The organism is Falsiroseomonas ponticola, assembly GCF_016805305.1.
Classification (GTDB): Bacteria; Pseudomonadota; Alphaproteobacteria; order Acetobacterales; family Acetobacteraceae; genus Falsiroseomonas; species Falsiroseomonas ponticola.
This window is the reverse complement of sequence record NZ_JAERQN010000005.1, coordinates 150979-164343: the sequence shown is the minus strand read 5'-3', so window position 1 is coordinate 164343 and position 13365 is coordinate 150979. Positions and strand designations below refer to the sequence as shown.

The 13365-nt window shown below is 72.5% G+C and carries 11 protein-coding genes; 8 read left to right on the top strand and 3 right to left on the bottom strand.

The window, feature by feature from the left end:
- The first annotated feature begins 80 nt into the window (after positions 1 to 80).
- Positions 81 to 1418 (top strand): UDP-glucose dehydrogenase family protein, encoded by a 1338-nt coding sequence (locus JJI54_RS16395; protein WP_203074095.1) that lies wholly within the window; start codon positions 81 to 83, stop codon positions 1416 to 1418.
- A 3-nt stretch (positions 1419 to 1421) separates the two neighbouring features.
- Here the strand turns inward: JJI54_RS16395 and JJI54_RS32180 are convergent, their stop codons facing one another.
- The 3 genes from JJI54_RS32180 to JJI54_RS16380 all read right to left on the bottom strand — a co-directional run bounded on the left by JJI54_RS32180 (position 1422) and on the right by JJI54_RS16380 (position 4729).
- Positions 1422 to 2216, bottom strand: a complete 795-nt coding sequence (locus JJI54_RS32180) for an acyltransferase (RefSeq protein WP_226381827.1) — start codon at positions 2214 to 2216, stop codon at positions 1422 to 1424.
- Positions 2217 to 2291: 75 nt separating this feature from the next.
- Positions 2292 to 3368, bottom strand: a complete 1077-nt coding sequence (gene wecB / locus JJI54_RS16385) for a non-hydrolyzing UDP-N-acetylglucosamine 2-epimerase (RefSeq protein WP_203074094.1) — start codon at positions 3366 to 3368, stop codon at positions 2292 to 2294.
- Positions 3365 to 4729 carry a nucleotide sugar dehydrogenase gene (locus JJI54_RS16380; RefSeq protein ID WP_203074093.1) on the bottom strand — a complete coding sequence of 455 codons (1365 nt, stop codon included), beginning with the start codon at positions 4727 to 4729 and terminating at the stop codon, positions 3365 to 3367. Before JJI54_RS16380 ends, wecB begins: the two co-directional genes overlap by 4 nt.
- A gap of 251 nt (positions 4730 to 4980) precedes the next feature.
- Here JJI54_RS16380 and JJI54_RS32175 point away from each other — a divergent pair, with 251 nt between their 5' ends.
- From JJI54_RS32175 to JJI54_RS16350, 7 genes are all read left to right on the top strand, one after another.
- Positions 4981 to 6486, top strand: coding sequence for a Y-family DNA polymerase (locus tag JJI54_RS32175; RefSeq protein ID WP_226381826.1), 1506 nt, complete (start codon positions 4981 to 4983; stop codon positions 6484 to 6486).
- 2 nt (positions 6487 to 6488) lie between these two features.
- Positions 6489 to 9710: an error-prone DNA polymerase gene (locus tag JJI54_RS16375; RefSeq protein ID WP_318987519.1), complete on the top strand. Its 3222-nt coding sequence runs from the start codon at positions 6489 to 6491 to the stop codon at positions 9708 to 9710.
- 113 nt (positions 9711 to 9823) lie between these two features.
- On the top strand, positions 9824 to 10729 hold the full coding sequence (locus JJI54_RS16370; RefSeq protein WP_203074091.1) for a manganese catalase family protein: 906 nt from the start codon (positions 9824 to 9826) through the stop codon (positions 10727 to 10729).
- A gap of 70 nt (positions 10730 to 10799) precedes the next feature.
- Entirely contained in the window at positions 10800 to 11228 is a 429-nt protein-coding gene (locus tag JJI54_RS16365; RefSeq protein WP_203074090.1) for a DUF1810 domain-containing protein, read from the top strand.
- An 81-nt stretch (positions 11229 to 11309) separates the two neighbouring features.
- Positions 11310 to 11759 (top strand): hypothetical protein, encoded by a 450-nt coding sequence (locus JJI54_RS16360; protein WP_203074089.1) that lies wholly within the window; start codon positions 11310 to 11312, stop codon positions 11757 to 11759.
- A gap of 38 nt (positions 11760 to 11797) precedes the next feature.
- Positions 11798 to 12217, top strand: a complete 420-nt coding sequence (locus tag JJI54_RS16355; RefSeq protein WP_404817623.1) for a MarR family transcriptional regulator — start codon at positions 11798 to 11800, stop codon at positions 12215 to 12217.
- Between the two features lie 8 nt (positions 12218 to 12225).
- Positions 12226 to 13365, top strand: coding sequence for an MFS transporter (locus JJI54_RS16350; protein WP_203074087.1), 1140 nt, complete (start codon positions 12226 to 12228; stop codon positions 13363 to 13365).

Genomic DNA, 13365 nt, shown 5'->3' with positions numbered 1-13365 from the left:
CCCGGGGGGCACCGGCCCGGTGCTCCCCCCTTACCCCGCTGGCCCGGGGCCCCGCCTGCCCAGAGAGATGGAGTAGTCCGATGCGCGTGACGATGATTGGTTCCGGCTATGTCGGCCTGGTCTCCGGGGCCTGCTTCGCGGATTTCGGGCATGAGGTGATCTGCGTGGACGTGAACCAGCAGAAGGTCGATGACCTGAAGCAGGGCCGCATCCCCATCTACGAACCGGGCCTGGATGCGCTGGTCGCCAGCAACGCCGCCGCCGGCCGCATCTCCTTCACCACCGACCTCGCCAGCGCGGTCGCCGATGCGGATGCCGTCTTCATCGCGGTCGGCACCCCGTCCCGCCGCGGCGACGGCCATGCGGATCTCAGCTACGTCCGCGCCGCGGCGAAGGAGATCGCGCAGGCGATCACGCGCTACACCGTCGTCGTCACCAAATCGACCGTCCCGGTCGGCACCGGCGACGTGGTGGAGCGCATCATCCGGGAAACCCGCCCGGACGCCGAATTCGCCGTCGTCTCCAACCCCGAATTCCTGCGCGAGGGCGCGGCGATCGAGGATTTCAAGCGCCCCGACCGCGTGGTGATCGGCGCGAATGAGGAACGCGCCAAGGCGGTGATGGCCGAGCTCTACCGCCCCCTCTCGCTCAACGCGGCACCGATCCTGTTCACGGACCGCCGCACGGCGGAACTGACGAAATACGCCGCCAACGCCTTCCTCGCCACCAAGATCACCTTCATCAACGAGATCGCGGACCTCTGCGAGGAAGTCGGCGCCGACGTGCAGCTGGTGGCGCGCGGCATCGGCATGGACAAGCGCATCGGCTCCAAGTTCCTGAATGCCGGGCCGGGCTATGGCGGGTCCTGCTTCCCGAAGGACACGCTGGCGCTGATCCGCAGCGCGCAGGATTACGGCGTCTCGCTCCGCGTCGTCGAAAGCGTCGTGGCGGTGAACGACGCGCGCAAGACGGCGATGGCGCGCAAGGTGGTGCGGGCCTGCGGCGGGTCCGTCCAGGGCCGGACGGTCGCGGTGCTCGGCCTGACCTTCAAGCCCAACACCGACGACATGCGCGACGCGCCCGCCATCAACATCATCGATGCGCTGCAGCGCGCGGGGGCGAAGATCCGCGCGCATGACCCGGTCGGGATCGAGCAGGCCAAGGCCGTGCTGCACAACGTCACCTACACCGACAGCGCCTATGACTGCGCCACGGGCGCCGATGTGCTGGTGCTGGTCACGGAATGGGACGCCTATCGCGCGCTCGACCTCAAGCGCCTGCGCCAGGTGATGAAGGGCGCCGTGATCGTGGACCTCCGCAACGTGTACCGGGAGGAGGAGGTGGCCCGCGCGGGCTTCGAATACATCCGCGTCGGCGCCATGCCGAAGCTCGGCCGGGCCGCCGCGCCGGCGGCCTGACGCTCAGCGCCCCGCCACCTCCTCGATGCGGGCGGCGATCCGCGCCGCATCGGGCTGGGCCGGGCGGCTCCAGGTCACGCCCTGCCGCAGCAGGCGCGCCGGCACGCCGGCGGCCAGCGCATAGGCCGGCACATCCGCCGTCACCACGCTGCGCGCGCCGATCACCGATCCGCGCCCGATGGTGACGCCCTTCATCACGATCACCTCCCGCCCCAGCCAGACATGCGGGCCCACCGCCACATCCGCCGGCGGGTTCACCTGGCACCGGCCCGCGATGTCGAGGATGGCGTGGCTGTCGGAGGTGCGCAGCTCCACCCCGGTGGAGATCATGCAGCCCGCGCCGATGGTCAGGCGGCGCCCCTGCCCTTCCAGCTTGCAGCTCAGCGCATTGGCGGAGCCCTCCGCCCCCTGGAGGAACAGCGTCCCCTCCCCGCCCATGGACAGCGTCAGGGTCACGGTGCCCGCCGTGCCCCCCAGCACCGCGATGCCCTGCCGCGCGCCGAGCGCGATGCGGGCGCGGCTGCGCGGATCGCGCGGGCCGAGCAGGATGGTGTTGTGGCGCGCGCCCGGCGTGACGGAGAGCGCGAGCGTGCCGATGCTCCCCTCCCGCGGCAGCCAGAGGCGATTGCCCGCCCCGGGCGTCCCCGCCACCGTCACGCCGCGCCGGCCGAGCGCCGCGATGCCGGCGGGCGAGAGGTCGAACACCTCCATCCCCGCGGTGGATGGCAGCCCGGCGCGATCCGCCCCGATCACGCCCTCCGCCTGCAGCGTGTCCGGGTCCCGCGCCAGTTCCTGCATGGCGGGACCGTAGCAGGCCGGGCGCGGGGTGCCGCCCGGGTGGGGCGCGCACGTTTTGGTGGGTGGGCTCCCCCCTCACCCCCCGCCCAGCAGCTCCCCCAGATGCGCCCTGATCCGCCCCCCCACCTCCCGGTCCCATAGCGGCACCGGCAGCGCGCGCGGCCAGGCGCCGGCCAGCACCTCCGCCACCGAAGGCACCAGCGTGCCGGGGCAGACCAGCCGGCCGCTCGACAGCGTCATCGGCCGTTCCGTGCTGTCGCGCAGCGTCAGGCAGGGGGTGTCCAGCAGCATCGCCTCCTCCTGCACGCCGCCGCTGTCGCTGGCCGCGAAGGCGGCGCCGTCCAGCAGCGCCAGGAAGTCCAGGTAGCCGAGTGGCGGCAGCACCCGCACCCCGGGCGGCGTCTTCAGGCCGAAGGACTGCATCCGCAGCCGCGCGCGGGGGTGCATCGGCCAGGCCAGCGGCAGGTGGCGCGCCACCTCCCCGATCGCGTCCAGCCAGTCGCCGAAGCGCGGCGCGTGGTCCACATTCTCCGCCCGGTGCAGCGTCACCACGCCATAGCCCCCGCGCAGCAGCCCGGCCGGCAAGGCGCGGGCGCGGGCGCGGTCCAGGCTGTGCAGAAGCGTGTCCGCCATGGTGTTGCCCACGGCGCGCACGCGCACCGGGTCATGCCCCGTCGCCACCAGCATCGCCGCATCGGCCTCGTTCGTGGCCCAGAGGATGTCGCTGATGGCATCCACGGCGCGGCGGTTGATCTCCTCCGCCATGTTCCAGCCGCCGCCGCGCAGCCCGGCTTCCAGATGCGCCACGGGGATGCCCATCTTCCGCGCCGCGATCGCGGCCGCCAGCGTGCCGTCCACGTCGCCCACGACGATGACGAGGTGCGGCCGCTCCACCCGCCAGGCGGCCTCGCAGGCCATCATGGTGCGGCCCGTCAGCTCCGCATGGCTGCCGCCCGCGACGCCGAGCGCGATATGCGGCGGCGGCAGGCCGAGGTCATCCAGGTGCTGGCCGAACAGCGCATCGTCATGGTGCTGGCCGGTATGCAGGATGCGCGGCGTGCAGAAGCCGTCGTCGCGGGCCAGGGCGCGCCACAGCGCCGCGATCTTCGGCAGGTTCGGCCGCGCGGCCGCGACCAGGTGGAGGAGGGTCACGCCTTCACGATGTGCGGGCCGTGCACGCCGGCCCGCGCGCAGGCGTTGCGCGTATCCACCACCAGCCGCGCGGCGCGGGCGATGGCGGCGTGGTCCACCGCGTCATGGTCCGTCGCCACCAGCACCGCGTCGTAGCGCGCGACGCTTTCCGCATCCGCCGGCACGGAACGCCGGCCCGCCAGCTCGGGATGCTCCCGCGTGCGCGGCACCTCCGGCACATGCGGGTCGTGGTAGTCCACGCGGGCGCCGCGCGCCTCCAGCAGCCGCGTCAGCACCAGGGACGGGCTTTCGCGCAGATCGTCCACGTTGCGCTTGTAGGCCATGCCCAGCAGCAGGATGCGCGCCCTGTTCAGCCCCCGCCCCGCCTGGTGGTCCAGCGCCTGGGCCAGCTTGTCCACCACCAGGCGCGGCATCAGCGTGTTGACCTCCCCGGCCAGCTCGATGAAGCGCGTGTTGATGCCGTATTCCCGCGCCTTCCAGGTCAGGTAGAAGGGATCGATCGGGATGCAGTGGCCGCCCAGCCCGGGGCCGGGCTGGAAGGGCATGAAGCCGAAGGGCTTGGTGGAGGCCGCCTCGATCACCTCCCACACATCGATCCCCATCGCGTCGTAGATGGTCTTGAGCTCGTTCACGAGGGCGATGTTGACGGCGCGGAAGACGTTCTCCGTCAGCTTCACCGCCTCCGCCGTCGCGGCGGAGGAGACGGGCACGACGCGGGAGACGATGCCGGCATAGAAGGCGCAGGCGAGGTCGAGCGCCGCCCGCCCGTCGCCCCCCACCACCTTCGGGATGGCGGCGGTGGTGAAGACCGGGTTGCCCGGGTCCTCCCGCTCCGGCGAATAGGCCAGGAAGAAGTCGAGGCCGCTGGCAAGCCCCGTCGCCTCCAGGATCGGCTTCACCAGCTCCAGCGTGGTGCCTGGCCAGGTGGTGGATTCCAGCACCACCATCTGCCCGCGCCGCAGCCGGCGCGCGATCGCCCGCGCCGTGCCCTCGACGAAGGAGAGGTCGGGCTCCCGGTGCCGGCTGAGCGGCGTCGGCACGCAGATGAGGAGGAGGTCCACCTCCTCCAGCCGGTCGAAATCCGCCGTCGCCTCGAAGGCATTGGTCGCCAGGGCGGCGGCGACCGCGGCATCGCCGATGTGGCGAAGCGGCGACCGTCCCTGGTTCAGGGCCTCCACCTTGGGGGCGTCGATGTCGAAGCCCAGCACGGGATGGCCGGCCCCCGCCACCGCCAGCGCCAGCGGCAGCCCCACATAGCCGAGGCCGATGATCCCCGCGATGGCGTCCCGCGTCTCGATCCGCTGCATCAGTTCGGCGGCGGCCAGTGGGATCGATCCGGGCGCCGCGTTGGTGTCAGGCATCCTGCCTCTGCTTCGCCGGGGTGGTAGCAGCCCGGCCTCATCACGCTTCCGTGATTGAACCGCGCGCCGGGCCGTTAATCAACCCTGGGGTGATTATCTCCTTTCGAATCCGCCCTGGGGAGGATGCTTCCGCACTTGATCCGCGGCGCCAACATAGGTACAAACCATGAACTTCGGCATGAATCCGCGGGTTTGCGCCTCTTCCTGACGACGCTTCCGGGCGCCGCATGCCAGCCGGGATGACAGGGACCATGACCGCCGGAAGCACCGCCGCAGCGCCCGACTCGCCCCAGCGCCGCCATCTGGCGCTGCTGCTGCCCGCCCTGCCGGTGGACCGGCTGCGGCGCCTCGGGCTCGAAGGCCCGGTGCTGCTCTGGCAGGGAATCGGCCCCCGCCGCGCGGTGCTGGCCTGCGATGGCGTGGCCGGCATCGCCCCCGGCCAGGCGCTGGGCGATGCCCGGGCCGTGGCGCCGGAGGCCGCGGCGCTGGAGGCCGATCCCGCCGCCGATGCCCTCTTCCTGCGCGACCTCGGCCTCTGGTGCCTGCGCTTCACGCCGCTGGTGGCGGTGCGGGGCGCCGATGCCCTGCTGCTGGACATCGCCGGCGCCGCCCATCTGGCCGGGGGAGAGGCCGCGCTGATGGCCCGCGCCACGGCCGGCCTGGCGCGGCTCGGCGTCCAGGCCCGCGGCGTGGTGGCCGATGGCGCCGCCGCCGCCCTGGCGCTTGCGCGGGGCGGGCGGGACGGGCTGGTGGTGCCGCCGGGCGGGGACCGCGCCGCCATCGCCCCCCTTCCCCTCACGGCCCTGCCGATCGATCCCGATACCGTCGCCGCCCTCTCCCGCCTCGGCCTGCGCCAGGTGGCGGACCTGCACCGCCAGCCCCGCGGCCCGCTCTCCCGCCGCTTCGGCGCGGCGCTGCTGCGCGCGCTGGACGAGGCTTCCGGCCTGCTCGACACCCCCATCACGCCGCTGCGCCCGCCCCCGGTCTTCGAGGTGGCGCGCGAATGCCTGGAACCCATCGCGACGCGCGCCGGCATCGATGCGGTGATGCCGATCCTGCTCGATGCCCTCTGCGCCCGGCTGACGGCCCAGTCCCAGGGCGCGCGCCGCCTGGTGCTGCGGGCGCATCGCGTCGATGGCGGGGTGCAGGAGATCGCGATCGGCACCAGCCTGGCCAGCCGGGATCCCGCGCATTTCGCCCGCCTGTTCCGCGACCGGCTGGATGCGCTGGAACCCGGCCATGGCTTCGAACGCATGGCCCTGGCCGCCGCCGTCACGGAACCGCTGACCGGCCTGCAATCCGGCTTCGCCGGCGCTGGTGAGGCCGCGCGGCGTGAGGAGCTGGCCCGCCTCTTCGACCGGCTCGCGCAGCGCACCCAGCTCTGGCGCCTCGCCCCCCGCCCGACGCATTGGCCGGAACGGGAGGTGATGCGCGTCGCCGCCACCACGGAGGTCGCCGTCCCGCCGGGCTGGCCCCGCGCCATGCGCCCCGTCCGCCTGCTGCGCCGCCCGCGGGAGGTCTCGGCCATGGCCCTGCTGCCCGATGCACCACCCCAGCTGCTGCGGATCGGGCAGCAGGCGCTGCGGGTGCGCGCGGCGGAGGGGCCGGAACGGCTGGAGCCCGAATGGTGGCGCGACCCGCCCGGCCGCCAGGCGCGGGACTATTACCGCCTGGAACTCGCCACCGGCGCCCGCCTCTGGGTCTGCCGCCTCGGCTTCGGGGCGGAGGCGCGGTGGTTCATCCACGGGCATCTCTAGGCGTGTTCGCCGAACTCGCCGCGCTGTCGAACTTCACCTTCCTCGAAGGCGCCTCCCACCCCCGCGAACTCGTCGCCGCCGCCAAGCTGCTCGGCATGCCCGCCATCGGCATCGCGGACCGCAACTCGGTGGCCGGCCTGGTGCGCGGCATGGTGGCGGCGGAGCAGGTGGGCATCCGCTACGTCCCGGGCATCCGCCTGGTGCTCGACGACGCCACCGAATACCTCGCCTGGCCGTCGGACCGTCCCGCCTGGGGCCGCCTCTGCCGCATGCTCTCGGAGGCCCGGATGGAGGGCGAGAAGGGCGAAACGCGCCTGACCCGCGATGCCCTGGTCGCCGCCGCCGAAGGCCAGGTCCTCGCCCGCATCCCCAACACGGCCCCTGGCGCCGATCCCGCCCTGGCGCAGCGCCTCCGCGCCGATGCCAACGCCTTCGGCAGGCGCTTGGCGCTCCCCCTCATGCTCGCGGTGGACCACCGCTGCCGCGGCGACGACCAGGCGCGGCTCGATCGCCTGGCGGAGGCCGCGGGCAGCGCGGGCCTCGGCCTCATCGCCGCCGGCGGCGTCCGCTACCACGCGCCCGAACGCCGCCGCGTCGCCGATGTGCTGGCCGCCATCCGCCTCGGCACCACGGTGGAGGAACTCGGCTTCGCCGCCGAACCCAATGCCGAGGCCCATCTGCTGCCGCCCGAGGAAGTCGCCCGCCGCCTGCCCCGCCATCCGGAGGCGCTGGACGCCACGCTCCGCGTCACCCGCGCCTGCGGCTTCTCGCTCCGCGACCTCTCCTACGAATATCCGGAGGAGATCCTGGACCCCGGCCTGACCGCCCAGCAGACGCTGGCGCTGCGCGTGGAGGCCGCCTGCCTGGAACGCTACCCCCTCGGCACGCCGCCCAAGGTGGCGCGGCAGATCGCGCATGAACTCGCCCTCATCGCGCAGCTCGACTACGCCGCCTATTTCCTGACGGTGCATGAGATCGTGCGCTTCGCGCGGTCGAAGGGAATCCTCTGCCAGGGGCGCGGATCGGCGGCCAATTCCGCCATCTGCTACGTGCTCGGCATCACCGCCGTGCCGCCCGACAAGCACGACATGCTGTTCGAGCGCTTCATCAGCGCCGCCCGCGACGAGCCGCCCGACATCGACGTCGATTTCGAGCATGAGCGCCGCGAGGAAGTCATCCAGCACATCTTCGCCCGCTACGGCCGCGACCGCGCCGCCCTGACCGCGACCCTGATCCGCTACCGCGAGCGCAGCGCGATCCGCGAAGTCGGCAAGGCGATGGGGCTGACGGAGGACGTCACCGCGCGCCTCGCGAAATCCGTCTGGGGCGCCGGCGACAAGTCGCTTAACGACCTCGCCGCCGACAATGGCTATGCGCCGGAGGGCGATGCGAAGCTCCGCATGGCCATGGAGATCGCGGAGGAGGTGCAGGACTTCCCCCGCCACCTCGCGACGCATGTCGGCGGCTTCGTCATCACCAAGGGCCCGCTGATCGAGCACACCGTCGTCGTCAAGGCCGCGATGGAAGGCCGCACCACCATCGAATGGGACAAGGACGACATCGAGGCCTTGCGCATCCTCAAGGTCGATGTGCTCGGCCTCGGCATGCTCACCTGCATCCGCCGCGCCTTCGACCTGATCGAGGGTGCGACGGGCGAAAAATGGACCTTGGCCTCCGTCCCGCAGGACGATCCCGCCACCTACGCCATGCTGCAGCGCGCGGATTCCGTCGGCGTCTTCCAGGTGGAAAGCCGCGCGCAGATGAACATGCTGCCGCGGCTGCGCCCCGCGAAGTTCTACGATCTGGTCGTGCAGGTCGCGATCGTGCGCCCCGGCCCGATCCAGGGCGACATGGTGCACCCCTATCTCCGCCGCCGGAACGGGGAGGAGGAGCCCACCTATCCCTCCAAGGAACTCGAAGGCGTGCTGTCGAAGACGCTCGGCGTGCCGCTGTTCCAGGAACAGGCGATGCAGATCGCCATCGTCGGCGCCGGCTTCTCCCCCTCCCGCGCCGACCAGCTCCGCCGCGCCATGGCGACCTTCCGCAACACCGGCGAGATCTGGAAATTCCGCCAGGACTTTTGCGGCGGCATGGTGGCCCGGGGCTATGAAGAGGAATTCGCCGAACGCTGCTTCAAGCAGATCGAAGGCTTCGGCACCTATGGCTTTCCCGAAAGCCACGCGGCCAGCTTCGCGCAGCTCGTCTACATCTCCGCCTGGATCAAGCGCCACCACCCCGCCGCCTTCGCCGCCGCGCTGCTGAACAGCCAACCCATGGGCTTCTACGCGCCCGCGCAGATCGTGCGCGATGCGCGGGAGCATGGCGTGGCAGTGCTGCCCGCCGACGTCACGCGCTCCGACTGGGACTGCATGCTGGAGATGCCCTCGGCCTCCCTCCGCCTCGGCCTCCGCCTCATCGCCGGCCTGCACCAGCACCATGCGGAGGCGCTGACCGCCGCCCGCAACCAGGCCCCCTTCGCCGACATCCCCGACCTCGCCCGCCGCGCGCGGCTCGATCGCGGCGCCATGCAGGCCCTCGCCCGCGCCGATGCCTTCGGCCCCCTCGCGCAGGGCCGCCGCGGTGCCCTCTGGGAAGCCGCCGGCATCGAGGCCCCCCTCCCCCTCTCCGAGGCCCGCGACGCGCAACTCCCCTTGCTGCCGCCCGAGACGGCCGGCGAGGAGACGGTGCTGGACTATGCCGCGACCGGCCTCTCGCTCCGCCGCCATCCCATGGCGCTGCTCCGCGCCGCCATCCGCGACCGCGGCGCCGCCGACACGCGCGCCCTCACCGCCGCGCGGCAGTCACGCTGGCTGAAGCTCGCCGGCCTGGTGCTGGTGCGGCAGCGCCCGGGCAGCGCCAAGGGCGTCGTGTTCTTCACGGTGGAGGATGAGTTCGGCACCGCCAACCTCGTCCTCTACCCCGATGTCGTCACCCGCGACCGCGCCGCCGTGGTCGGCGCGCGCCTGGTCATGGCGGAAGGCCGCGTCGAACGGCACGAGCAATCCGCCGTGCCCATCATCCACCTGCTGGTGAAGCGGCTGCATGACTGGTCGGCGATGCTGGACGGCCTGCACCGCCTCGACGATGACGATCCCGCCTGGAAGCGCACCCTCGCCCGCGCGGATGAGGTGGAGCGCCCCAACCTGCACGACCCCCGCGACCCCGCGATCCGCGACGCGAAACGGAACGCCGCCGCCCTGCCACCCTCCCGCGATTTCCGTTAGCGCAACAAGCAGTCCGTCGGCGGGACTGCCATCTGCACATCCCACGCGGAACATCCATGGGCGATCCCGCACCGCTCGCGTTGCCCCTCCGAACCACCAACGGAGACGCCCCGATGTTCATGCGCATGGACAAGCTGCTGATCGACCTGCCGGAGCCGAAGCGCGCCGACCCCAATGCCGCCTCCGCCCTGCAGGAACTGCTCGGCGGCAAGTTCGGGGAGATGTCGACCCTCAACAACTACATGTTCCAGTCCTTCAACTTCCGCTCCAAGTCGAAGCTGCGGCCCTTCTACGACCTGGTCGCCTCCATCACGGCGGAGGAGCTGGGCCATGTCGAACTCGTCACCAATGGCTGCGCGCTGCTCGCCAATGGCCCGCCCGGCGCGGCGCCCAAGGGCGAGCCCGGCGACACGCCCTTCGACATGATGAAGGATGTACGCGACCCCGGCGGCTTCTTCACCGGCGGCGGCGCCGGCCTGCCCTTCGACAGCAGCGGCCGCCCCTGGAACGGCACCTTCGTCTTCCACACCGGCAATTTGGTGCTGGACCTGCTGCACAATTTCTTCCTGGAATGCGGCGCGCGCATGCACAAGCTGCGCGTCTATGAGACCGTCTCGGACGAGACCGCACGGGAAGTCTGCGGCTACCTGCTGGTGCGCGGCAGCGTGCACGCCCAGGCCTATGCGCTGGCGCTGAAGAAGATCACGGGCGTGTCGATCGAGAAGATGCTGCCCGTGCCCAACATCCCGCTGGCCAACATCAAGGAATCCGCCAAATACGAGGCGGAGGGCATCCATCGCCGCCTCTATACGAACAGCCCGGAGGACTACAAGGCGATCGCCGGCATCTGGTCGGAGGACGAGACCACCTATGACGGCACCGGCCCGCTGGTCGTGATGAACGGCCCCCCGGAGTCCGGCAAGATCCCCGACCTCGCCGGCGCCTCCTCCGCCTTCACGCCGGACTACGCGCCGGAGGAGATCTTCGAGATCGCCCAGAAGCTCTGGAAGGCCTCGTAACCAGCTACGCCTTGCCTCTCCCTCCCCCGCGCTTGCGGGAGAGGGCTGGGGTGGGGGTAACGTGCACCCGATGCCCTCCTCATCTCCACCTTGGGACCCCACCCGCTTCCTCGCTGCCCAGGACCCGGTCATCGACCAGGTCCGCGCCGAACTCGCCGCCGGCCGCAAGCGCAGCCACTGGATGTGGTTCATCTTCCCCCAGCTCGATGGCCTGGCCCGCAGCGACACCGCCCGCTTCTACGCGCTGCATTCCCTGCGGGACGCGCGCGACTGGCTCGCCCACCCCATCCTCGGCCCCCGCCTGCGGGACTGCACCGCCCTGGTCAACGCCGCCGCGCCGAAGCCCCTCCCGGACATCCTCGGCGCCATCGATGCGCTGAAGTTCCGCTCCTGCATGACCCTCTTCGCCGCCGCCGCGCCGGACGATCCCCTCTTCGCCCAGGCCCTGGCGCTGCATGCCGATGGCCAGCCCGACCCCCGCACCCTCGCCCTGCTGTGACCCGGCGCGGCCAGGCTCTAATTGCGAACGCTTCTCAATTGCGATAAGCCTGGGTCCCGACAGGCAGAGGAGCGATTCCCCATGGCGACAACCGGCCTTCCCCGCTGGCCCTGGACCAATGCCGAGGCCGAGGCCCTGCCGCCCGCGGAGCGCCTGGCCATCGATGCCGCCCGCGCCTGGGCCCGCGCCGCCCGCATCGGCGAACCGGCCCTGCCCGCGCTCCGCCGCCTCCTCGCCACCGAGGATGCGGGAGAGGCCGCGGAGCCGCTGGACCGGCTTCTCCGCGCCCTCGCCCAATCCCCGCTCACCGTCGGCTGCCCCCTCTGCCCCCGCCTGGTGGGGGAGGAACCGGCCCTCCTGCTCGCGCTCGCCTGCGCCCAGCGCGGCCCACGCCGGGAAGCCCTGGCCTGCCTGCTCCGCCGCCTGCCGCCCTGGGACGCCTATGCCGCGACGGCCGCCGCCATCGAGATGGGCTGCGCCTTCCGCCGCGCCGGGCTGCGCTTCGCCGATCCCTGGGGCGAGACACCGTGACCAAACCCTAACATGACGGGACCCCACCCCTGGTGCATATGCACCATGTGACGCCCGAGCCCGACCTCCGCGCCTGCTTCGGCTTCCGCACCCGCCGCGCCATGCGGGCGCTGACGCGGCACTACGAACGGCACCTGGCCCCCGCCGGCCTCAAGCCCACCCAGTTCAGCGTGCTCGCCGCGCTGCGGATGGGCCGGCACCGGGACCTGACCCATCTGGCGGCGCTGCTGGGGCTGGAACGCACCAGCCTGCTCCGCGCGCTGGCCACCCTCGCCGCCGCCGGCCTCCTCGCCCCGGACCACGCCCTCACCCCCCAGGGCGAGGCCCGCTTCGCCGCCGCCCTGCCGCTGTGGCAGGCGGCGCAGGATGCCGTCGCGGCCGAACTCGGCGACCAGGCCCAGGCCATCACCATCCTCGAACAACTGGGCGATCGGCTCGGCCGCCCCGCCCGCGCATAAGGCTCCCCATGGATCGCCGCATCTGGCTGCTCACCGCGGCGCAATTCGCCTCCGCCACCGGCGCCTATGCCTTCACCGGGCTGCTCGCCAACCTGGCGGCCGATCTCGGCGTGTCGCTCGCCACCGCCGGGCAGTTGGCGGCGGCCTATGCGCTGACCTACGCCATCACCGGCGCGCCGGTCGCCGCGCTGACGGCCCGGCTCGATCGCCGAGCCATGCTGGTCTGGGGCCTCGGCCTGGTCGCGGTGCTGAACATCGCGACAGCCTTCGCCACGGACTTCACCCTGGCGCTGGCGCTGCGCGTCGCCGCCGGCCTCGCGGTCACGCTGGTCATGCCGGGGGTCGCGGCGTCGATGCTCGTGCCGCCGGAACAGCGTGGCCGCGCCATCGCCATCGTGCTGTCGGGCCTCACCCTCGCCTTCTCGCTGGGCATTCCGCTCGGCACAGCCATCGGCGGCGTGGTGGGGTGGCGGGGCTGCTTCATCTTCTCGGGCGCGCTCTCCGCCATCGCCGCCATCGGCGTGCGCTTCGGCCTGCCGCGCCTGCCCAGCACGGATCGCGGCGGCGCCGCCTCGCTCGGCATCATCCTCCGGCCCGCCATCGCCGGCGTGCTCGGCACCACGCTGCTGGCCTTCGCGGGGCTGTTCTGCATCGCCGCCTATCTCGGCCCCATCGTCACGGCGGCGACCGGGATCGAGGGCAGCGGCATCGGCGCCATCCAGGTCTTCATCGGCATCGGCAGCCTGGCCGGCATCGCACTCGGCAGCCGCGTCGCGGGCATGCCGGGGGCGCGGGTGCCGGTGCTGCTCTTCCTGCTGCTGGCCCTGGCGCTCGCGGGCTATACGCTGCTGCTGCTGACGCCGCAGGCCTTCTGGCACGCGGCCCCGCTGGCGCTCTGCGTCTTCGCGGGGTCCATGGCGCTCTTCGCCCTCGCCCCCCTGGTGCAGACCAAGCTGATGCACCTGGCGCCGCAGGACCGCGCCGTCGCCATCGCGCTGAACGGCGCCACCACCTTCGCGGGCCAGGGCGCGGGCGCGGCCTATGGCGGCATCGTCATCGGCGCCGCGGGCCTGCCCTGGACGGGCGCGGCCGGCGCCATGCTGGCCCTGGCCGGTGCGCTGCTCGGCCTGCGCGCCTTCAGGAAGTAG

Bases quoted from the DNA above. Each gene is read 5' to 3' on its own strand.
- JJI54_RS16350 (WP_203074087.1), top strand. From the start codon at position 12,226: ATGGATCGCCGCATCTGGCTGCTCACCGCGGCGCAATTCGCCTCCGCC.
- JJI54_RS16360 (WP_203074089.1), top strand. From the start codon at position 11,310: ATGGCGACAACCGGCCTTCCCCGCTGGCCCTGGACCAATGCCGAGGCC.
- JJI54_RS16355 (WP_404817623.1), top strand. From the start codon at position 11,798: ATGCACCATGTGACGCCCGAGCCCGACCTCCGCGCCTGCTTCGGCTTC.
- JJI54_RS32180 (WP_226381827.1), bottom strand. From the start codon at position 2,216: ATGCAGGAACTGGCGCGGGACCCGGACACGCTGCAGGCGGAGGGCGTG.
- JJI54_RS32175 (WP_226381826.1), top strand. From the start codon at position 4,981: ATGACCGCCGGAAGCACCGCCGCAGCGCCCGACTCGCCCCAGCGCCGC.
- JJI54_RS16395 (WP_203074095.1), top strand. From the start codon at position 81: ATGCGCGTGACGATGATTGGTTCCGGCTATGTCGGCCTGGTCTCCGGG.
- JJI54_RS16365 (WP_203074090.1), top strand. From the start codon at position 10,800: ATGCCCTCCTCATCTCCACCTTGGGACCCCACCCGCTTCCTCGCTGCC.
- JJI54_RS16380 (WP_203074093.1), bottom strand. From the start codon at position 4,729: ATGCCTGACACCAACGCGGCGCCCGGATCGATCCCACTGGCCGCCGCC.
- JJI54_RS16370 (WP_203074091.1), top strand. From the start codon at position 9,824: ATGTTCATGCGCATGGACAAGCTGCTGATCGACCTGCCGGAGCCGAAG.